This window comes from Agrobacterium sp. AGB01 (genome assembly GCF_014851585.1).
In the GTDB taxonomy this organism is placed as follows: domain Bacteria; phylum Pseudomonadota; class Alphaproteobacteria; order Rhizobiales; family Rhizobiaceae; genus Agrobacterium.
This window is the reverse complement of sequence record NZ_JACVAB010000005.1, coordinates 85,347-104,826: the sequence shown is the minus strand read 5'-3', so window position 1 is coordinate 104,826 and position 19,480 is coordinate 85,347. Positions and strand designations below refer to the sequence as shown.

The 19,480-nt window shown below is 55.8% G+C and carries 21 protein-coding genes; 11 read left to right on the top strand and 10 right to left on the bottom strand.

All coding sequences use genetic code 11. From position 1 onward, the window contains the following. Window positions 1–17 precede the first annotated feature (17 nt). The 6 genes from IB237_RS17735 to IB237_RS17710 all read left to right on the top strand — a co-directional run bounded on the left by IB237_RS17735 (window position 18) and on the right by IB237_RS17710 (window position 5,403). Window positions 18–902 (top strand): carbohydrate ABC transporter permease, encoded by an 885-nt coding sequence (locus IB237_RS17735; protein WP_192490028.1) that lies wholly within the window; start codon window positions 18–20, stop codon window positions 900–902. Beyond that, window positions 902–1,747 (top strand): carbohydrate ABC transporter permease, encoded by an 846-nt coding sequence (locus IB237_RS17730; RefSeq protein WP_192490027.1) that lies wholly within the window; start codon window positions 902–904, stop codon window positions 1,745–1,747. Before IB237_RS17735 ends, IB237_RS17730 begins: the two co-directional genes overlap by 1 nt. After that, on the top strand, window positions 1,744–2,766 hold the full coding sequence (locus IB237_RS17725; RefSeq protein WP_192490026.1) for an SIS domain-containing protein: 1,023 nt from the start codon (window positions 1,744–1,746) through the stop codon (window positions 2,764–2,766). The genes IB237_RS17730 and IB237_RS17725 overlap by 4 nt, the downstream gene beginning before the upstream one ends. Further along, window positions 2,767–3,696, top strand: coding sequence for a PfkB family carbohydrate kinase (locus IB237_RS17720; protein WP_192490025.1), 930 nt, complete (start codon window positions 2,767–2,769; stop codon window positions 3,694–3,696). Next, entirely contained in the window at window positions 3,693–4,763 is a 1,071-nt protein-coding gene (locus tag IB237_RS17715) for an ABC transporter ATP-binding protein (RefSeq protein WP_192490024.1), read from the top strand. The genes IB237_RS17720 and IB237_RS17715 overlap by 4 nt, the downstream gene beginning before the upstream one ends. A 373-nt stretch (window positions 4,764–5,136) precedes the next feature. Beyond that, window positions 5,137–5,403 carry a hypothetical protein gene (locus IB237_RS17710; RefSeq protein ID WP_192490308.1) on the top strand — a complete coding sequence of 89 codons (267 nt, stop codon included), beginning with the start codon at window positions 5,137–5,139 and terminating at the stop codon, window positions 5,401–5,403. Window positions 5,404–5,838: 435 nt separating this feature from the next. Here the strand turns inward: IB237_RS17710 and IB237_RS17705 are convergent, their stop codons facing one another. The 4 genes from IB237_RS17705 to IB237_RS17690 all read right to left on the bottom strand — a co-directional run bounded on the left by IB237_RS17705 (window position 5,839) and on the right by IB237_RS17690 (window position 7,364). Further along, window positions 5,839–6,045: a hypothetical protein gene (locus IB237_RS17705; RefSeq protein ID WP_192490023.1), complete on the bottom strand. Its 207-nt coding sequence runs from the start codon at window positions 6,043–6,045 to the stop codon at window positions 5,839–5,841. Window positions 6,046–6,252: 207 nt separating this feature from the next. Continuing rightward, window positions 6,253–6,777: an NUDIX hydrolase gene (locus IB237_RS17700; protein ID WP_192490022.1), complete on the bottom strand. Its 525-nt coding sequence runs from the start codon at window positions 6,775–6,777 to the stop codon at window positions 6,253–6,255. Further along, window positions 6,774–6,956, bottom strand: coding sequence for a hypothetical protein (locus tag IB237_RS17695; protein WP_192490021.1), 183 nt, complete (start codon window positions 6,954–6,956; stop codon window positions 6,774–6,776). Before IB237_RS17695 ends, IB237_RS17700 begins: the two co-directional genes overlap by 4 nt. Window positions 6,957–7,136: 180 nt before the next feature. Continuing rightward, window positions 7,137–7,364 (bottom strand): hypothetical protein, encoded by a 228-nt coding sequence (locus IB237_RS17690; protein ID WP_192490020.1) that lies wholly within the window; start codon window positions 7,362–7,364, stop codon window positions 7,137–7,139. A gap of 82 nt (window positions 7,365–7,446) precedes the next feature. On the opposite strand from IB237_RS17690, the gene IB237_RS17685 reads away from it, so the two are divergent. Then, window positions 7,447–8,265, top strand: coding sequence for an alpha/beta fold hydrolase (locus tag IB237_RS17685; RefSeq protein ID WP_192490019.1), 819 nt, complete (start codon window positions 7,447–7,449; stop codon window positions 8,263–8,265). 431 nt (window positions 8,266–8,696) lie between these two features. On the opposite strand, the gene IB237_RS17680 is transcribed toward IB237_RS17685, so the two are convergent. After that, complete coding sequence (locus IB237_RS17680) at window positions 8,697–8,972, bottom strand: hypothetical protein (protein ID WP_192490018.1); 276 nt, start codon at window positions 8,970–8,972, stop codon at window positions 8,697–8,699. A gap of 635 nt (window positions 8,973–9,607) precedes the next feature. Then, complete coding sequence (locus IB237_RS17675; protein ID WP_192490017.1) at window positions 9,608–10,891, bottom strand: Gfo/Idh/MocA family protein; 1,284 nt, start codon at window positions 10,889–10,891, stop codon at window positions 9,608–9,610. Window positions 10,892–11,259: 368 nt separating this feature from the next. Here IB237_RS17675 and IB237_RS17670 point away from each other — a divergent pair, with 368 nt between their 5' ends. From IB237_RS17670 to IB237_RS17655, 4 genes are all read left to right on the top strand, one after another. Next, window positions 11,260–12,180, top strand: a complete 921-nt coding sequence (locus IB237_RS17670; RefSeq protein WP_192490016.1) for a LysR family transcriptional regulator — start codon at window positions 11,260–11,262, stop codon at window positions 12,178–12,180. Between the two features lie 444 nt (window positions 12,181–12,624). Beyond that, entirely contained in the window at window positions 12,625–14,580 is a 1,956-nt protein-coding gene (locus IB237_RS17665; RefSeq protein ID WP_192490015.1) for a methyl-accepting chemotaxis protein, read from the top strand. 667 nt (window positions 14,581–15,247) lie between these two features. Further along, entirely contained in the window at window positions 15,248–15,742 is a 495-nt protein-coding gene (locus IB237_RS17660; RefSeq protein WP_192490014.1) for a GNAT family N-acetyltransferase, read from the top strand. 323 nt (window positions 15,743–16,065) lie between these two features. Further along, window positions 16,066–16,395 (top strand): HNH endonuclease, encoded by a 330-nt coding sequence (locus IB237_RS17655; protein ID WP_192490013.1) that lies wholly within the window; start codon window positions 16,066–16,068, stop codon window positions 16,393–16,395. 145 nt (window positions 16,396–16,540) lie between these two features. Here IB237_RS17655 and IB237_RS17650 read toward each other — a convergent pair whose 3' ends face one another. From IB237_RS17650 to IB237_RS17635, 4 genes are all read right to left on the bottom strand, one after another. After that, a complete protein-coding gene (locus IB237_RS17650; RefSeq protein ID WP_192490012.1) occupies window positions 16,541–16,828 on the bottom strand; it encodes a putative quinol monooxygenase in 288 nt (95 codons plus the stop codon). A 157-nt stretch (window positions 16,829–16,985) separates the two neighbouring features. Further along, window positions 16,986–17,768 (bottom strand): SDR family oxidoreductase, encoded by a 783-nt coding sequence (locus IB237_RS17645; protein ID WP_192490011.1) that lies wholly within the window; start codon window positions 17,766–17,768, stop codon window positions 16,986–16,988. 14 nt (window positions 17,769–17,782) lie between these two features. Continuing rightward, window positions 17,783–18,979: an aminotransferase class V-fold PLP-dependent enzyme gene (locus IB237_RS17640; protein ID WP_371815347.1), complete on the bottom strand. Its 1,197-nt coding sequence runs from the start codon at window positions 18,977–18,979 to the stop codon at window positions 17,783–17,785. Continuing rightward, window positions 18,973–19,452: a RidA family protein gene (locus tag IB237_RS17635; protein WP_192490010.1), complete on the bottom strand. Its 480-nt coding sequence runs from the start codon at window positions 19,450–19,452 to the stop codon at window positions 18,973–18,975. Before IB237_RS17635 ends, IB237_RS17640 begins: the two co-directional genes overlap by 7 nt. Window positions 19,453–19,480 lie beyond the last annotated feature (28 nt).

Sequence of the window (19,480 nt, the reverse complement as noted above, 5' to 3'; positions counted from 1 at the left end):
AATTGAAAGGGCGCCCCATGTCCGGCACCTGGATGACCACCCGTGCGTGGCTTTTGATGTTGCCGCTGCTCGCCGTGATGATGGCCGTCATCGGATGGCCGTTGATTGACACCGTCACCTTGTCCTTTACTGACGCCAAGTTGGTCGGCACCGCAGGCAATTTTGTCGGTATCGATAACTACGTGAAGATGCTCACAAGCTCGAATTTCCAGCGCACGCTTTCAACGACCCTCGTGTTCGCGATTGTCTCGGTGACCGCCGAGATGGTGATCGGTGTTCTTGCTGCGCTGCTGCTGAACCAGAATTTCTACGGCCGCACCCTGCTGCGTGCGCTGATGATCCTTCCCTGGGCGCTGCCCACCGTGGTCAATGCCACCCTCTGGCGGCTGATTTATAATCCCGAGTATGGCGCGTTGAATGCAATGTTGACTCAGCTCGGATTACTCGATGCCTATCGCTCCTGGCTTGGCGAGCCGGGCTCTGCGCTTGCAGCGCTCATCGTCGCCGATTGCTGGAAAAATTTTCCGCTTGTTGCACTGATCGCCCTTGCCGCACTGCAGGCCGTGCCCCGCGATATAACATCGGCATCGCTGGTCGATGGTGCAGGGCCTTTCTCACGCTTTCGTTTTGTCATCCTGCCCTACATCGCTGGTCCGCTCATGGTTGCGCTGGTTCTGCGCACGATCGAAGCTTTTAAGGTTTTTGATATCATATGGGTGATGACCCGTGGCGGACCTGCCAACAGCACTCGCACGCTGTCGATCCTCGTCTACCAGGAAGCATTTTCGTTTCAGCGGGCGGGGTCCGGGGCCTCCCTGGCATTGATCGTCACACTGCTGGTCACCGTGCTTGCAGCCGCCTACGCCATACTTGTTCGCAAGACCGCAGGGAGTGCAAGCTGATGGAACGTCGCAGTCCTCTGTTCAACATCTTTATGTACGGCTGCGCGCTGTTGCTTGCCGCCGTCATTCTCGCTCCGGTCCTCTGGCTGTTCATCATGAGCATCTCCCCAGCTGCCGACCTTGCCGCCAAGCCATTGCGATGGTGGCCGCAATCGCCAGACTTTTCGCGCTACGGTGTGTTGCTGTCGACGTTGGAAAACAGCGCTGGCGCGGCATTCACGTCGTCGCTGGTTAACAGCATCGAAGTTGCCGCATTTTCTACTATTGCAGCGATCGCCCTCGCCATCCCCGCAGGCTGGGCTGTGTCAAGGACGCCAACGGTCGGCTGGTCGCTCACAATGGTGATCGCCACCTACATGCTGCCGCCTGTGGCGCTGGCCGTGCCGCTCTATATGGGTCTTGCCCATCTCGGCCTGCTCAACAACGTCTTCGGACTGGCACTGGTATATCTGACAATTCTCGCTCCTTTTACCACCTGGCTGATGAAATCCGGGTTCGATTCTATTCCCAAGGAAATCGAGGCGGCGGCGATGATCGACGGCGCGGGCCTGTTCCAGACGCTGAAGATCATCACGTTACCACTGGCCATGCCCGTGATGGCGACGTCGGCGCTGTTCGCCTTCCTGCTGGCCTGGGACGAATTCTTTTATGCGCTGCTGTTCACCTCCAATCAGCGCGCCAAGACACTCACGGTTGCCATCGCAGATCTCGCCGGTGGCCGTGTCTCCGATTATGGACTGATTGCAACCGCTGGAGTGCTTGCCGCCCTGCCTCCGGTGCTGGTCGGTCTTGTCATGCAACGCGCCCTGATCTCGGGGCTTACCAGCGGTGGCGTCAAGGGATGATCATGACCCAGCAGAAGAACAGACCCGTCGGCCTCGTCGCCATTGACCGCGAAATGGCCCGGCAGCATGCCGATGCGCTCGCCTCGTATGAAGCAGCGAAGACAAAAGCCCACACCATTGCCGCGTCATTGGCAAAGACCAGGAAGCTGCTGCTGCTCGGCATGGGCGGATCGCACGCGGTAGGCCGCGCCGTCGAACCTCTCTATCGCGCGCTTGGAATTGATGCCATTGCCGTGCCACTTTCGGAACAACTGGGCCAGCCACTGGCGCTCGAAGGTCGCACCGTTCTGGTCACCTCGCAGTCGGGCGAGAGCGCTGAGGTCGTGCGCTGGTTCGATGAGACCGGCGGCAATGCTGAGACCTTCGGCCTGACACTAGAGGGCGGATCCTTCCTGGCGCGCACTGTGACATCACTAATCGGTGCCGGTGGCACCGAGCTAGCCTTCGCCGCGACCCGCAGCCTCACGGTAACCTTCGCCTTGCACCTCGCCGTTTTGTCAGCGCTCGGAGCCGATCCATCAGCGGCTTTCGCCGTGCTGAGTGCACCAGAGGAGCCCGACATCGCGTCGGCACTCGCTGCTCTCGCCACGGTTCGTACCATCGTCACCTCAGGCCGCCGACTGCAGGGCCTTGCCGAAGCGCTCGCACTCGGCCTCACCGAACTGTCGCGTCTGCCATGCTTCTCGCTCGAAGGCGGCCAGTTGCGGCATGGTCCGATGGAAATGCTCAGTGCCGATATTGGCGTCGTTCTGTTCCGCGGCAACGACAGTACGGCCGGCCTCGTGACGGCCATGGCCGTCTCCGCCGTGGAAACGGGCGCTCCTGTCATCATGTTCGACGCTTCGGGCGACGAACCGGTCGCTGGCACAGTCTCTATCCGCTTTGCGCCAGCCACCGGCCTTGCGGCGATATTCGCGATGCTACCTGCGGCGCAGCGGCTGATGATCGCATTTGCCGACGCCCGCGTCGACGATGCCGGCACGCCTGTACGCTCAACCAAGATTACCAGGAGCGAATAAATGCGACCTCTCGCAGTCATCGGCAACGTCAATGTCGATCTTATTTTAGGGCCTGCAGCTCCATGGCCAAAGGCTGGCACCGAAATCATTGTCGATCACGACGAGCTTCGTGTCGGCGGCAGCGCCGGCAACAGTGCCCTGGCCTGGGCAGCGCTCGGCGTGGAGTTCTCGATCGCCGCCAATGTCGGCAGCGACCAGTTCGGCAGCTGGCTGCGTGAGGCCTTCGGGGAGCGCGCCGCCAAATGGTCCGTCCGCTCGGAGCGCACCACGCTGTCGGTCGGCATCACCCATCCGGACGGCGAACGAACCTTCTTCACGACACGTGGTCATTTGCCGCGCTTCGGGATATCCGACGTCCTGACCACGATCGACGGCGCGGCGATGGCGGGTGGATATGCACTGGTTTGTGGCTCATTCCTGACCGACGACCTGGCTCACAACTATGACACACTGTTCGACTGGGCGACGACCCACCAAATCACCCTTGCACTCGACACAGGCTGGCCGCTGGACGGGTGGACAGAAAAGAACTGCACGAAGACACGTCGCTGGCTTTCCCGCTGTGGTATTGCATTGCTCAATGAGGTCGAAACGACAACGCTCGCTGGCCTTGATGATCCGATCGAGGCTGCACGCGAAATCCGCTCGCACATGCCTGAAGGAGCGATTGTCGTCGTCAAACGCGGTCCTGATGGCGCAGTTGCCCTCGGCCCTGACGGCTCGTTAGTTACAGTTGCAGCCCCCAAGGTCGAAGTCGTCGACACGATCGGCGCCGGTGATGTGTTTAACGCCGCATTCCTGGCTGCGCTTGCCAATTCCAGGTCGATTGAAGCCTGTTTGCTTGCCGGCACACAAGTCGCATCGCGCGCAATTTCCACCCTTCCCCGTCATTATGGCGGACCACTTGCTTCCGAGGAGGCCGTTCGATGAGCGCGCTTGAGATCAACAGTATTCGCAAGACATACGGTGAAGTCGAAACACTGAAGAGCGTCGATATCTCGCTTGAAAGTGGTGAGTTTCTTGTCCTTCTCGGCTCGTCCGGTTGCGGCAAGTCAACGCTTCTGAACATCATTGCCGGGTTGGTAGAAGCGACTAGCGGCGATATCCGGATTGGAAATCGTACGGTGCTGGGCGTGCATCCAAAAGATCGCGACATCGCGATGGTGTTTCAGTCCTATGCGCTCTACCCCAACCTGACGGTGCGGCGGAATATCGGTTTTGGACTGGAAATGCGTAAAGTACCAGTGCAGGAGCGCGACAGAGCGGTCAACGAGGCTGCCAGATTGCTGCAGATCGAGCCGTTATTGGATCGTAAGCCGGCTCAGCTTTCCGGTGGACAGCGCCAGCGCGTCGCGATCGGTCGTGCGCTGGTGCGAAAGCCTGAAGTCTTCCTGTTCGACGAGCCCCTGTCCAATCTTGATGCCAAATTGCGCATGGAAATGCGCACAGAGCTCAAGCGCCTGCACCAGATACTGAAAACGACGGTGGTGTATGTCACGCATGACCAGATCGAGGCGATGACACTTGCGACCCGGATCGCCGTTATGAAAGACGGACGCATCGAACAGCTTGGCACACCTGCTGAAATCTACGACCGACCGGCAACCTTATATGTAGCCACTTTTGTTGGCGCACCGCCGATGAACCTGCTGCAGGTGACGGTCGAGAATGGCGCTCTGGCGATCGATAATGGAGATGGCCGTGTGCCTTTGCCGTCATCACTGAAGACTGTGCCAGCAGATGGGCAGAAGCTCATCCTCGGCATTCGCCCGGAAGCGCTTTCGCTCGTCGGCAATGGCAATACAATCGACGCGCGTTGCGATGTGGCCGAGTTAACCGGTCCGGAGCTGCTTGTTACCACATCCGTCGGCACACAGCGCGTGACAGCGAGCCTGCCACCAAGAACAACTCTGGCCAGCGGCGACCACATATCGCTGTTCTTTGATCCGGAAGCCGTTCATCTCTTCAATGCGGAAACCGGGCTTCGGTACGGCTGAGCGCGTAATCGTATTCGATGCGTCAGGACTATGCCGGGTAGGCGTCGCGCGTCGACGCCCCAGAATTGCCCATAAACAAGATGTCGCCTGGCGTTGGAATCTAAATCACTGATGCCAAGTGAAGCTCCAACAACGGTAAAGCCTCGGTAATCATTCACCTCGAAAGAATTCGAACCCGCGTTCGAAAAACCGATTGATAAATGGCGAGACAGTCCCCGCAATTGTCCTCAGACTCGATGTTGGCCACAACACCATCGCCTTGCACTCCGATAAATTGGCTGTCGAAACAAATGGACTGGCTGAATTCCGGATCTGGCACATTGAAATGTCTTCCGTTGGTTGTTACCTGATCGCAAAAATAACAGGATGTCAGATGGCAGCGCGCGACAGATATTCCCGAAAGCTTGAATGTTCAAACTGTGGTCACCAGGGCTTTGCAGAAGTCTCGGAAACCGACGATAAGCGTTCAGCTAATGTCGATTTTCGCGTCGACGAGATGCCGCGCGGATTTCGTGCCGAGCGTCCATCCAGCATTCCCTCGGAATTCATGATCCGCTGCTCGCACTGCGGCAACCAGTTCCGATTTGTGGAAAAGACAGCCTACGCTCAAGGCGGTGAGCCGCGCAAGCCGGGGCGCTAGGTCTCCAGTTCCATACAGACTTCAAACACTTTCTTTATACAAGACACGCATATCAGTGTTTAGGGATTCAAGCTGCTACTTGTCGGTGACGAAAACTCTCGATGGGGATTGACGACACACCAGTCGCTCGACCCTGGTCCTTCGCAACGAACATCACAGTATTCTGTGACGCGTTTGCCCGACTATCCGATCTTCTAACGCGTCGACAATCAAAGGTAGTCATCATTCATATTCTGCATGGCGTCACCGACTATGGCGCCTCCCTTTCGCACGCTCGGAGGCGACAAAATACCAGAAACATCAAACCAGTATGCATTGGCAGGGTTTTTATGCCTGAAAAATGCGGTAAGCGGCACGGCCTCCCTATAAACTTCTGTGCATGACAGTATGCCTACAGGACAATCACCGACCGGCCGCTTGCCGCGAAGGCTTACCTTACAGGCCCACACCTTGCAGTTTTTCAATCAGTGTGTTGCGATCCTCAAGGGACTTCAATCGCACCGTGAGGGCCTCACTTTTGACCGGCACCTGGGGCGGCAGCGACACGGCGACGCCCGGAATATTTTCGGCCGCCCACCGCCTGAAACGAGGCAACTTGTTCGGGCCGCTGATGGGGAACGTATGGGTGTATCTAAAAGTCATTGGTGGCTCTTTCTGGATATGGATTATGCTCTGGCACAAAGGGCCAGGCTTGCCCCACAGTTTCAGTCACGGATTGGGAAACACCTGGCGCCAATGTTGCGATCGCAGCTCTTGGCGCCAGGCAGTTAGCGTCCGGCACTGGTCCTTCGAATTGGAAAGACAGAAGGCATCCAACCTGCGAAGCCTGTCGGAAATATCGTCGGCACGTCAGGCACCTCGCATATGGTGGTCGCGTAGTCCCTCGGAACGGTTGTGTTGCTCAAGGCGACCCGGCTCCGAGTCGATTGTCCTTACGAACTCGGCAAGCTGGATATCATCAAGCTTGTCCGCCGCTGCTTCGAGGGAAAACCACCGTCGGTGTCTTTGCTCCTTCTGACGCCAGTGGGTCAACGTGCCACGCACGTTCATACTGAACACAGTGACGCGGCAGGCAACCTGCGATCCTTCGTCAAGGACCTTAATGTATTGGTAGGTTGTCACCGGGACGGTGGAAATTTCACCGATGATGCCCGCCTCCTCGAAAGCCTTCCGGGACGCCGCAACAAAGGGCGGTTCTCCCTTCACGGGCACCCCCCTGGGCATGATCCATCGTCCCTGCCTGCGCGAGGTGATGAGCAGCACCGTCCGTTCGCCATCACGCCCGATACGCCACGGAAGGACCCCGACCAGTTGCAACTCGTCCGTATCGCCACCTGTGAGGGTCTTACCGCTCAACGTCATAGCGCAAGTCATAGTCCGGCATCCTCCGAGAGCAAAAGCAATGTCTCTAGAGACGCCTGTTGCTTACGAACGGCAGAGCGGCGGTCGATTGTGGACGGAACAGAGGTGTCGCACCATGGGCAACGGGCCGCAGCACCCGGCAGTTTGCGGTTGCATGTGACGCAGGTGGGATGGTGTCGAAAAAGGGACATGATACGCTCCATGACACGCCTCAACGACGTGTAACGAAACCGCACTTTCTATTACGTGGGTGCCCGGAGCGGCTGGGTCTGTGGCGGCGTTACAGGATCAATGCTGCCAGCTCCGGGTGACGGAGCGTGCTTGATCGGTAAGCCAGGAGATTTGAATGACCCAAGTATTTCGCATGAGGGTTAGGTAAGCAGAGGCAACGTATCCTTCAAGGCGACGTTTTGCCGCACGATTAAGAGAACGCCATAACATCTGCGCCAGAGCGCGCTGAACTCATAGAAGTCTTCAGTAGCCTGGAACGCCATCAGCGATTTGCGGATGACAGTGGTGACGCCATGACTTTCCCAATCGCCCAATAGACGCGTCTTAGCCCTCTCGATGAAGAGCTGGTCGGTGCAACGATCAGTCAAACGAGTTTCCTGGAATGTGATCTTCGGGGAACAAGATGTCCGCTGTGAGCTTTACTCTTGGCATCATCCAAGGAGTTTCATAATGGCATTTATTGAAGCAAAAGACGGGACTAGCTTGCACGTAAAGGACATGGGGCAAGGACGCCCTGTCGTGCTAATCCATGGCTGGCCCCTGACCGGCGACATGTTCGAGTATCAAACGGTTGCTCTGCTCGAGGCCGGTTTCCGAGTCATCACATATGACCGCCGTGGATTTGGACAGTCTGGTCACCCCGCAAGTGGCTATAATTACGACGTCTTCGCTGACGATCTGGCCTCAGTTATTGACGGTCTTGATCTGGAAGGTGCTGCGCTTGTCGGTTTTTCCATGGGGGGAGGCGAGATTGCCCGTTACCTGTCGAGACACGGCGCATCCAAGATTTCTAAAACCGTGCTCGTCGCATCGGTCGCGGGCTACCTACTCAAAGATGATACGAACCCGGACGGTGTCGATGGAAGCGTCTTTGATGGAATGAAAAAAGACATCAGAGAGGATCGCTTTGCTTTCCTCCAAAGCTTTGCCAAGACGTTTTACGGCGTCGGATATGTCACTAAGCCTGTCAGCCAAGGTGTGCTGGACTGGTCGTTTGTGCTGGGTGTGATGGCGAGCCCGAAAGCCACAATCGATTGCGTAGATGCATTTGGTAAGACCGACTTCCGTGCAGATTTTGCTGCCTTCACGGTTCCAACACTGGTGATCCACGGTACAGGCGACAAAACTGTCCCCATTGATCCCACTGGGCGGGCTGCCGCGAAGGCTATCGCAGGGGCGAAACTGATCGAATATGATGGCGAACCCCATGGCCTGTTCGCAACGGTCCCTGATCGCCTCAACCAGGACCTTATCGAGTTTCTATCTTAAGCAAAAACGGGCGAGCGCAAATGTTACTTTGCGCTCGCTATCTCAACAATTATTTCGCGACGTTGTCGCCAACCAAATTTACCGTACACAGTTGAAATAACTTGAGTATCTGCCAATTCCGCAACAAGACCCAAACATTAAGAACGCATTTTCAGTGTAGCCAGTCACGAACAGCACTTTTAGGCTCGGACGAGAATGACGGTGAAAGATGTACCCTTCCAACTTCGAAATGCACGTGAACCGATCAGCCTGATGGTTGGCAGACCCGAAGATCCCCAAAAGCCCAAGTCCCGTTCCAAGCCAATAGGTTTTACTCCCGATGGACGGGCCCAGGAGCTTCGGGCACTGTGGGATGAGTTCGAGCCTTACGCCGCCGAAGAGGCTTGCCGCGTCGCGCCGGTCGGAATTGCGTCAGCCACATTGTGCATGGCTTACTCGAGGCTCTGGGAGTCCTTCGCCGAACAGCGAGCGAAATCCACCACTACAACATTGCCGCCTGAGCCAAGATCGACGCCTACTATCTCTTCACAGCTCTGATAAACTGTCAGTTCCTCACTACTTGACGTGCAAGTCGAATTGTTGAGGTGGCTTTCGTCCTTCGCTGTTTGCCGGTTCTGATGAAGCTGCACGACAAGCTTTTTGTAATATGCAACTATGGCATTATGTTCTGCACGGCTTATGTAGCGCTCATGAAACTGGGGGGTCATTCTATCCTCATCTGCAACACCGTAATCGGAATGCCCGTGCTCCGTTTGAGGTTCCGGCGCCGCTTAGACCATGCTTAATGCATAGTGAATACGGGGTGTTGGCTAACCGGCGTGTCGTGGACGATCGTTCGATGGCGGAGTTGGTCTCTCGAGTATTAAAAAACGAAAGAGCCGGGTACTGCCGCGACGAAGTGCAAAAAGTTTCGACTCGATGCAGTGCCACGGAGTGTTCCATAAGCTCCAATGTTCGAACTAATCCCCTTCCCCAGGGGCCTCGCGATTGGAAAAAGCGCGGAACGCGGCCACTATATCCGAAAGGATGCTAATCTCATCTTCACCGATTTCACTCCTGCAGTCGCCTCAACTGTATTGCCCTGGATGGTCCCCTCATGGCCTGGGTGGAGCTCCCCATTTCCAAGCCAACCATGCCATGCTTCGTTGGCGCGGACGTGTACCGTCTGTCGAAAACGCTACCGCGAATGGAGCCTCGTGCAAAATATCGGCACATCAAACTCGGTTCTCTAGGGGTGCGCTGCTCTCCAGACGATAACCTTGCTGGACACGCCCACGCCGACGTGTCCCAACAAAGCATTGCACGCGCCGCTGAAAACGTTGCACGCGCTTTGAAAAACCGCTCAGAACTGGACCATATCGTCGACTTCGACCGGTAAGCCCGTCTGGAACGACCGGTTGGCGGCAAGGCCGGTCAGGATTGACATGGCACCATCGCGAAAATCTGCGGCGAAGGCACCGCCGGAATTCGAACTACCGAAGATATCTGCCAGCATGCGGTTGTCGCCACCGCCATGACCGCCCTCCTCCATCACGACAGGTACGATACGCGGTTCGCCGTGCAGCGGGAAATGATAGAGTTGGATACCCTTTGCAGCGCCTTCCTCGTGTGAAGAACCACCGGCATTGATATAGGAGGTTTCGCGAACCAAGAGTTCGATTCTCCCCTTCGACCCGTTGAAGGCAACATTAAATCCTTCCCAGGGCGCATAGGTGTTGAGCGAATAGGTCATGACCGCGCGGCTCTTGTAGCGCACCATGACCTGCATCGTATCTTCGATGCTGACGCCATCCCCGAAGACGTTCTGATCCCGTTGGTAACCGTCCTCATGTTCGGCATCCCAATAGAGCGCTTTCTGGACCGGGCTTTCGGTCAGGTCGATGGCGAAGGGATCGGTTTTAGCAGCGGCAACTCCGGTGGTGCGGTTGTAAGGCGTGAACAAGCCCCGCTCCTCGGCATTGGCGCGGCCATAAAAACGCAGATCACCCATGCCGAACACGGTCTGTGGCTGGCTTTGCAGCCAGAAATTGACGAGATCGAAATGGTGGGTGGACTTGTGCACCATTAGCCCGCCGCTGTTGCGCTTGTCACGATGCCAGCGGCGGAAATAGTCGGCGCCGTGTTTGGTATCGAGCAACCACTCGAAATGGACGGAATAGACATCACCAATTCCGCCTGAAGCGATGATCTCGTGGACAGCCGCATTGTGCGGCGCGTAGCGGTAATTGAAAGTGACGCGGACCGAGCGACCGGTACGCTTGACCGTATCGATGATCTGCTGGCATTTGACCACATCCGTGGTCATCGGCTTTTCGGTGATGACGTCACGGCCAGCTTCCAACGCCGCGATGATGTAGGTGTGATGTGTACGGTCGATCGAGGTGACGATCACGACATCGGCAGCTGTCTCATCCAGCATGCGACCGAAATCCTCGACCTTATAGGTGGGCAACTGGCTAAGGCCGAACTCCTCGATCAGCACTTTGTTGGTGTAATCCATGCGCGTCTGGTTGGTATCGCAAAGTGCTACCAGTTCATTCTGCGCGCTGAAATTACGCGCAATGACTTCGTAAAACATGCGGGCGCGCGCGCCTGTGCCAACAATGACGTATTTTTTCTTGGCCATCGGCTATCTCCTCTTCCATTCACGCCAAACCGCTTCGATCAATGATGCCGATCTGACGCAGCCACGTGTTTCTGATTTTCTCGTGAGAAGGACGCTTCGCTTTACCGGCGCAGGGCGCAACCTTCCGCATCGAATAGGTGCAATATTTCGGATCGATCCGCGATGCGGCACGATCAGCAGATCGGCAGGGCACTCCGGATGCCAGGGGTCAGCTCACAAGCCGACATTCTGGCTGGCGGGATTGTTGTCGGTCTCCACTCCTCCTCAAGTGTGCTCTGCGCAGCGAAGTTAGCCCTCTCGAGGTATATGGACAAATAGAATATTTCCGACCATTCATAAAATTTCTTTATGGAAACGAGGAGGCGAACATGAACAAGGCACTTGAGCAATTTGTTGCGGTCGCCGAAGCTGGGTCATTCATGGCAGCGGCAGAGATACTGCACATCTCGCAACCAGCACTGAGCTACAACATCAAGCGACTGGAACAGTCACTGGGTGTGGAACTCCTTTATCGCTCGGCACGCGGTGTCCAGCTGAGCCCTTATGGGGAAACGCTCTACAACAACGCGATCCTGATGAACCGCCTGCACACGAACGCCCTTACAACAATCGCCCGGCAGAAAGAGGAGCTGGAAGAAGGCATCAGTATCGGCACCGGTTATTCCACCTGGATTCTGCTTTTGAAGGATTTTGTGATCGAACATTTCAAAGCGCACCCGGCAGCACCAATCAATGTCAGCATAGGCAATATGATGCGCTGCATGGACCAACTGGTCGCTGGCGACATTTCCCTGTTCATGGGACATCGCATCGACCATCTAAAGCCGGGGCTTGCGGTCGATTTCATTCCCTTGGGATCAGCGACCGACGGATATTTCGTCCGTGAAGGGCATCCGCTTCTTGAAGGAACCCGTAAAATTGACGAAATCCGTAACTATCCAACGACAATGGCGAATCCGGCAGAGGCTCGTCAAAAACGCCTCATCTCAGGGACAGGTGCTCAAAATCTCGACGGCACTGGCCACGCATTCGCATGCAACTCGATGGACGCATGCATCGGTTTTGCGCTGAGTACCGACGCAGTGCTGATCCACAGTGATGTGCTGAGAGACTATTTTGTCGAAAAGGGTCTGCGAGAGGTGAAGATTTGCCCAAATAGTCCTCGCCGCCGGGCGGTGATGGGGTTTTACCTTCTGCCGGAAAGCAGATCCAATCCCAAGATCAAGGAAATCATCCGCCTGATATCAGCCCGTGCTGAGGCGGCAGGACTGTTTCCATCGGCGATTTGAAGACAAGTATTGTTAAGCCGCCCACGGTGACGAGAAGGCAACCGGGCGTTCGACGTCTAGCTATCGTCGGGGGGACACCTCGGGACAAGCGGCGATAGCAACAACTCTCTCGCGGGCGTTTATGAAATTGGGCGACGGCAAACCATCATCGCACACAGGTTGAAATTGCACCACAGGCAAGGAGTAAAATATACTACAAGTTGCCAAAATAGATCAAAATAATTTCGATAAACCTCAAGAAATGATATTTAATTATATTTAAACCATAACTAACTAAGCATAGGCGCGACAGAGCACCGATCAGGTCGCCATGATGGCACGCACCGTCTGTTATTCTCCATATCCACGCCGAATCCCCTGCAGCAGAGTTTTTCGTTCGACCGGCCCCGGTCGTAATGCTCCCTGCTTCGTGTTCGCGACTTCAAAATAGAACCGCGAGGAAATATGTCATTTCTTAAAAATGCGAGCATTCGCACGAAAATTCTGTCCCTGATCCTTCCCCTGTGTGTGGTTGGCTTGAGTGCCACAGCCTTTATCTCCACCCGGTACAAACAAGCAGATACAAGCTATTCCGACTTTATCTCAAATGACGCTGCGGCAAGTGTGGAAATGTCGCGCGCAAACCGAAATGTCGTGGCAACCGCATATGCCGCCTATCAAATCCTGACTTATCGCCAGGAAGATCCAGCGATGAAAACAGCGGTGGACTTTTACAACGATAGCAAAAATAAGCTGTTTGAGCGTCTTCAGAATACGAAACTACTCTTTCCAAGCGAGAGTGCTGCGATCGACAAAATCATAGAGAGAACAAAAGATGTCGTTGCCCTGACCGACGAGGCCGTACAACTGGGGCAAGCGGACCAGAACGACCCTGCAAGGGCGGCTCTGGCGAAAGCCGACACGCTGATCCTGCCTCTGACCACCGACAGCGCAACGTTTCTGGATCAGATATTGAAAACGGTCGCCGTGAGAAGTGACGAACTGACCGACCAGACAAATTCCACTATCTTCACCTCGCTGACGGTCGTCGGCGTGGCCTTTGCGCTTGGCATCATTGCATCACTCATCGTTGCCGCCAAAGGCATTACCACTCCAATCGCAGCGTTGCGTGAACGCATGATTTCGCTGGCCCAGGGGCAGACGACTGCACCTGTAGATGGGCAGGACCGCAAGGACGAAGTCGGTCAGATGGCAAAGGCTGTCTCGGTTTTCCGTGACAACGCCCTTGAGAAAATTCGCCTCGAAAAAGAAGCTGACGCGAACCGCAACCTTTCCGAACAGGAACGTCTGGAACGAGAGGCCCAGAAGGCACGGGACGCTGCCGACACGCAGTTCGCCGTCGATCAACTGGCCACGGGTCTTGATCGTCTTGCAGATGGTGATGTTGCCTACCGCATCGAAACGCCTTTTGTTGCCCATCTCGATACGCTACGCAACAACTTCAACGGTTCGGTTGCCAATCTGAATGACGCACTACGCGCCGTCGGCCAGAATGCCCGTGGTATCGACGCCGGTGCCAATGAAATCCGTTCTGCGGCCGACGACCTGTCCAAGCGTACCGAGCAGCAGGCTGCATCGGTCGAAGAAACAGCGGCCGCGCTGGAAGAGATCACCACCACAGTGAAGGATAGCAGCAACCGTGCCGAAGAGGTCGGCCACCTCGTTGCCAAGGCCCGTAATGGGGCGGAGAAGTCAGGTGAAGTCGTGCGTCAGGCCGTGACTGCCATGAACGAGATCGAGCGCTCGTCCGGTGAGATCACCAGCATCATCAGCGTTATTGATGAGATTGCCTTCCAGACCAATCTTCTTGCTTTGAACGCCGGTGTCGAAGCTGCACGCGCTGGTGAAGCTGGTAAAGGCTTTGCAGTCGTCGCACAGGAAGTTCGCGAACTGGCGCAGCGTTCGGCAAAGGCTGCGAAAGAAATTAAGGCACTGATCACCACTTCCGGTGAACATGTCCGCTCAGGCGTCAATCTGGTCGGTGAAACGGGTCGCGCGCTGGAAGTGATTGTCACTGAAGTCCAGGAAATCAACCGGCACATCAATGCCATCGTGGAATCCTCACGCGAACAGTCGGTTGGCCTTCAGGAAATCAATACTGCCGTCAACACGATGGATCAGGGCACGCAGCAGAACGCAGCCATGGTTGAGCAGTCGACCGCGGCTAGCCACAGCCTTGCCAAGGAAGCTGCATCTCTCAACCAGTTGCTGTCACGCTTCAATCTGGGCAACGGCGCGAGTGCAAACAGCTCAGCTCCAACTGCTGCACCTGTCCGCTCTGCGTCAAGCGCGTCCATACCAGCGCCATCTCCTGCCCGTGCGCTTGGCCGCAAGATCGCGGGCGCATTTGGTGGTGGCTCGGCTGCTGCCGTTGCACGGGATTCGTGGGAAGAATTCTGACATCCAAGACTGCTGCAAGGGGCGCTTATCCGTCCAGCCCTTAACGAAACTTTGAAATAATTATGGTCGGGAATTTTGCTTGCGGTAAAGGCAGGTTCTCGACCGATGGCTCCCAAGTCAGTGCAGGATGTGTACAAGTCGCGCATTGGCAGACCATTAGAATTGAGCTCTCACACAAGCTAGTTGTTCTGCCGTGGTTACGCCTTGGAGGACCTACAGATGTGCCACTGAGCGCTTTAATGCACCATCTCTAAATCATCGGATGACTGCGGTCGGCGAACCTAAAAGGCGATCACATCTTCGATCGAACCGTGGAGACAGCGGTTGTCGAACGGTCTGACATTCTCGTTCGTGCCGATGGCCTTGCCCACAAAGACTGGCAATCAACTGGCTGTACGGCTAGGAGGATCGGCGGGACAGCCCACAGCCAGTATTTATATCTAGCTGTTTCTCCAGTCGGCACCGCAAGCAACACACGACGGCGCGCCAGGCAAGAGCATCGGGGTTGCCCCACTCCCTCACCCACACGACCACATAAGCCATGCCAGCCGAGCCGTTGAGAAGATGAGACACAGGGTTTCATGAAGTTAATCGCGGATGCCAAAACCCGACAAATCCTCGGAGAACTCCCTAATCTGCTGTACGGACAAAACCAGAAAGTGAACAGATGGTCGAAATTCGCCCCGCAAAAGCCGCTGATCATGAGGAGATTGTCCAGCTCTGGCACCAAAGATGGCATGATGCCCATGCTAACCTCGTGCCTGATGATGTGCTGCCTTATCGGTCTAAGGACCATTTCAGTCTCCGGCTGACGGAAGCGGAAGACGCATTCTTCGTCGCAGCAGACGACATTGGCATAGTCGGGTTCGTCTCCGTAAAGGGAGCTGAGGTTGTCAAACTCTATGTCAGCGACCGTGCTCGTGGTACCCGCGTAGCCCAGACATTACTATCCTTCGCTGAGAAACTTCTGAGTGAGTCCGGGATAGCAAGAGCGATGCTGCTCTGTACGGCGGGCAACATTCGGGCTGAGCGGTTTTATGCGCGGGAGGGGTGGGAATTATCTGATTCCTACGAAGACGCGCTTTGGACACCAGAGACTAGCAATGAGAGGTTCTTTGTGCTGACCCACCGATTTGAAAAGGACCTGAAGCTGCTTCTTTAACAACGCTGCGAACAGGTTAGGGTCTGCGACGCGGCTATTTTTGTATGACCGGTTTGGGCAAATTGCGGCCATCAAGACTAATGTGCTCTCGAATAGATGTGAACCGAAAACCTGCCAAAGCAAAGACTGCCAATCATGGGCAACATTCTATAATATCCTATCGCTCGTCACGAGGATCGACTGATCGTACTTAGTCGCCGATGTTGCTCCGATGCACACGCCAGTGCCTTGTCGAAAACGGCTTGGCGTTGTCGGCATGCTTGGGTTGGTCTATCGATGCGGCGCGAACGCAGTCTGACAGCCGGTAGAGAGGCACCAAATCAATGGCACGCAAGCAGAGAGACAATTTTACTTCTCAAGATGTGGAGGCGGAGCCCGTCATCTGCCAGCTCTGCGCGCGGGTGATACCTGACGACCAGATCGAGCACCACCATCTTGTTCCCCGGAGTAAGGGTGGCAGGGTCACGGTGCCTTTGCATCGGATATGCCATAGCCACATACATGCAGGCTTCACTGACGCCCAGTTGGCAAAGAAATTCTCCACGATCTCAGCTATTCTCGAGGACCCCGCGATTCAGAAGTTCGTCAGTTGGGTAAAAACAAAACCAATTGGCTTCGATGATGAAGCAGAGGAGCGGGGCCGACGTCGCTGACTATTGGCCACCAGACTACGCGCTCAAGTCTTGATTTAAGATTGCCTGCCCGATTTAGTGCTTTGACCCTTGGTAAAACATTGATGCGGCAACGTAGCGGAAACGCATTTTTGCGGGAAAACTGCGCTAAATGGCCGATCCATTGTTATTCAGTGACCACGTAGTCCCGTTGGATCATTGACGTGGCTGTGAACCATGCGGATGCACGAGTACGCTGCTGATGAAAATCGAAGGCGGCTCGGTCCGAAAATACTTCTTCGACGCGCCAAACAAGGGGATCATCCGTCTGCGATACCTCAAACGAAATGCAACCCGGCTCCGTCTTCGTCAGACGGATATGATCAGGCAGGTGCGTTTTGACGATCTCCACCTCATTGCCGGATGCGCAGCGAAGGAGGCCAGAGAGCCGAATCTGAGTTTCTGGTTTGTCCATATTGTTTCTCCAATTCCAGCATTTGGCCGTGTTCGGCCATCCGATATCGCGCCGACATGTGGTGCTATGCGGAGCCGAACTATTATTGACGATATGGCGGCCGAGAAGCCGCCATTGCCTATCTCATACCGGTAAAGACACGCGTCTTTTCACCACCCTATCCGTGAGTGGATTGGAACGCCCCACCATCGAGCAAAAGATTTTGTCCAACGATATAGCCTGCGTATTGGCTGCACAGGAAGGCGGCGGCGGCACCAAACTCTTCTGGCGTGCCGAAGCGGCCTGTCGGATTGAGCGCATGTGCTTTGCGTCGAGCCTCATCGATGCTGATACTTTGTTCTGCGGCGGTTCTCTTCATTAAACCCTCTGTACGATCTGTTTCGTGTGAACCGGGTAGAAGATTGTTGATGATAACCCCGTGTTTTGCCACCTGCCTTGCCGTTCCCGCAACGAAACCGGTAAGCCCGCTGCGTGACGCGTTCGAAAGCCCAAGTTCGGGGATCGGCGCTTTGACAGATGCGGAGGTGATATTGATCACCCTTCCCCATTTCCTGTCGATCATGCCCGGAAGCACCGCTTTCATCAGCAATATCGGCGCAAGCATATTCGCGTGAAGAGCTTTGAGCCAGTCATCCTCAGTCCAGTCGGACCACAGGCCCGTCGGTGGGCCACCGGCATTGTTGACTAGGATGTCCGGTGATGGTTCCGCGCCCAGAAGTGCTGCGCGACCTTCCGCCGTAGTCACGTCAGCAACGACCATGTGAACCTCGGCATTGGTCTGTTTTCGAATTTCGCTTGCAGTCAACGCAAGTGCCTCAGCGTTCCGGCCATTGAGCGTAACGACTGCACCTGCTTCCGCGAGTTTCTGCGCGACACCCCTGCCAAGCCCTTTTGAACTTGCGCAGACGATTGCCCGTTTGCCAGCTATTCCAAGATCCATTGCGCATTCTCCTTCTATCGTTTGGCCATCCGAGCGATTGTTTCGACAGCCTCAACGAGATGAGCAACCTCATCTTCGGTGTTGAGGTAGCTGACCGAAGCGCGGGCTATTTCTTGTAAACCGCGAGCTGTCATATCGTAAGGCGTGTATGACACCCCGTTTGCACCGATGTTGATGCCTTTTTCGGCCAAGCTACTTTTGACGTTTGAGGCCAGGATGCCATCTACCGTGAACGAGACCAGTCCTGAATATGTCGATCCGAGATCACGCACTTCGACACCGGGAACATGACGCAATCTGTCCCGGAGACTTCCGGAAACCACGCCGATGCGGTCCCGAATTGCCGCCACACCCAGCTCCGAAGCAAGGGAAATTGCCTCTCCGAGCCCCAAAAGCAACGCGACCGATGTCTCAGACATTTCGAACTGACGCGCATCTGATCTCAGTAATGGCATACCATTTATGAGAGGACCTGAACTCACATCCACAAAACGCGGATCGAGTTTGCGGAGAAATTCGGGCCGAATATACAAAAGCGCGGTTCCGCGCGGTCCCCGCAAATGTTTCCGTCCGGCACTTTTGAGCATGTCGCAACCGATCTTTGCTACGTCAATCGGGATTTGACCCAATGCCTGCCCGGCATCCACCAGATAGGGAATGCCCGCGGCGTTGGCTATCTTGCCAACGGCCTCGGCATCGTTGATCAGGCCACCATTCGCGGGAAGCCAGGTCAATGAAATCAGCCTAACGGTATCATCAATCATGGCGGCCAGCGCATCCGGATCGAGACTTCCATCCTCGCGGCAGGGAATGACCTCAATGCGGGCGCCGCTTCTGCTTGCCGCGCGCTGCATCGTCGCAACATTTCCACCCCATTCGTGGCGACCGACGAGAATGCGGTCATCCTTGCGCAGCGGTGGCAGCGCCGCAAAAACCATGCCCCACACGGAGGACCCCGACGATCCGAATACGATATCGTCCCGCCGTGCGCCGATCAGGCTCGCAGCATTCAGCCGAATTGTTGAAAGCCGATCCGCAACTACGGCCGCAGCCTCCATCGGACCGCGTGACCCTTCCAGCGTCAGGTGTCGTGTCACCGCCTCCGCAACAGCCCTTGGTGAAAGCGATGCGCCAGCATGGTTGAAATGGATGAGCTCGGCGCAGCCTGGGGTGTCAGCTCGTAAGCTCCTGACCCTGGCGTCTGTCAGCACCTGCTTTCCTCCAACTCAACAATCGCATCGATCTCGACAGCAGCTCCGGCGGGCAGCGAACTCATTCCGAGTGCGGCCCTTGCGTGTTTGCCAGCATCACCGAAGACAGCAACCATCAGGTCTGAAGCGCCATTTGCGATCTGGGAGTGATCCTTGAACTCATGTGTTGCAGCGATATAGACGCCGAGCTTGAGGACACGGCGCACAGATGAAACCAGGCCATCCGTATGGGCTACGATCTGAGCGAGAACATTGATGGCCGCAATGCGGGCAGCCTCGGTGCCCTGCTCATCCGCACAATCCCTGCCAAGTGTTCCCGCGAGAACCTCACTGTCGGGAGCCTTGCTGATCTGACCTGAAATGAACAGGAGATTGTTCGCTTGTGTCACAGAGACGTAGCTTGCGACAGGCGCAGTTGGAGCAGGCAGTTCAATTCCGAGAGTCTTAAGCTTTTCGCTGATGGATATCGACATGTGTTTCTCCTTTTTTTTAATTCATGGA

Coding starts and splice junctions, on each gene's coding strand:
- IB237_RS17735 (WP_192490028.1), top strand. CDS start 18: ATGTCCGGCACCTGGATGACCACCCGTGCGTGGCTTTTGATGTTGCCG.
- IB237_RS17730 (WP_192490027.1), top strand. CDS start 902: ATGGAACGTCGCAGTCCTCTGTTCAACATCTTTATGTACGGCTGCGCG.
- IB237_RS17725 (WP_192490026.1), top strand. CDS start 1,744: ATGATCATGACCCAGCAGAAGAACAGACCCGTCGGCCTCGTCGCCATT.
- IB237_RS17720 (WP_192490025.1), top strand. CDS start 2,767: ATGCGACCTCTCGCAGTCATCGGCAACGTCAATGTCGATCTTATTTTA.
- IB237_RS17715 (WP_192490024.1), top strand. CDS start 3,693: ATGAGCGCGCTTGAGATCAACAGTATTCGCAAGACATACGGTGAAGTC.
- IB237_RS17710 (WP_192490308.1), top strand. CDS start 5,137: ATGGCAGCGCGCGACAGATATTCCCGAAAGCTTGAATGTTCAAACTGT.
- IB237_RS17705 (WP_192490023.1), bottom strand. CDS start 6,045: ATGACTTTTAGATACACCCATACGTTCCCCATCAGCGGCCCGAACAAG.
- IB237_RS17700 (WP_192490022.1), bottom strand. CDS start 6,777: ATGACTTGCGCTATGACGTTGAGCGGTAAGACCCTCACAGGTGGCGAT.
- IB237_RS17695 (WP_192490021.1), bottom strand. CDS start 6,956: ATGTCCCTTTTTCGACACCATCCCACCTGCGTCACATGCAACCGCAAA.
- IB237_RS17685 (WP_192490019.1), top strand. CDS start 7,447: ATGGCATTTATTGAAGCAAAAGACGGGACTAGCTTGCACGTAAAGGAC.
- IB237_RS17680 (WP_192490018.1), bottom strand. CDS start 8,972: ATGACCCCCCAGTTTCATGAGCGCTACATAAGCCGTGCAGAACATAAT.
- IB237_RS17675 (WP_192490017.1), bottom strand. CDS start 10,891: ATGGCCAAGAAAAAATACGTCATTGTTGGCACAGGCGCGCGCGCCCGC.
- IB237_RS17670 (WP_192490016.1), top strand. CDS start 11,260: ATGAACAAGGCACTTGAGCAATTTGTTGCGGTCGCCGAAGCTGGGTCA.
- IB237_RS17665 (WP_192490015.1), top strand. CDS start 12,625: ATGTCATTTCTTAAAAATGCGAGCATTCGCACGAAAATTCTGTCCCTG.
- IB237_RS17660 (WP_192490014.1), top strand. CDS start 15,248: ATGGTCGAAATTCGCCCCGCAAAAGCCGCTGATCATGAGGAGATTGTC.
- IB237_RS17655 (WP_192490013.1), top strand. CDS start 16,066: ATGGCACGCAAGCAGAGAGACAATTTTACTTCTCAAGATGTGGAGGCG.
- IB237_RS17650 (WP_192490012.1), bottom strand. CDS start 16,828: ATGGACAAACCAGAAACTCAGATTCGGCTCTCTGGCCTCCTTCGCTGC.
- IB237_RS17645 (WP_192490011.1), bottom strand. CDS start 17,768: ATGGATCTTGGAATAGCTGGCAAACGGGCAATCGTCTGCGCAAGTTCA.
- IB237_RS17635 (WP_192490010.1), bottom strand. CDS start 19,452: ATGTCGATATCCATCAGCGAAAAGCTTAAGACTCTCGGAATTGAACTG.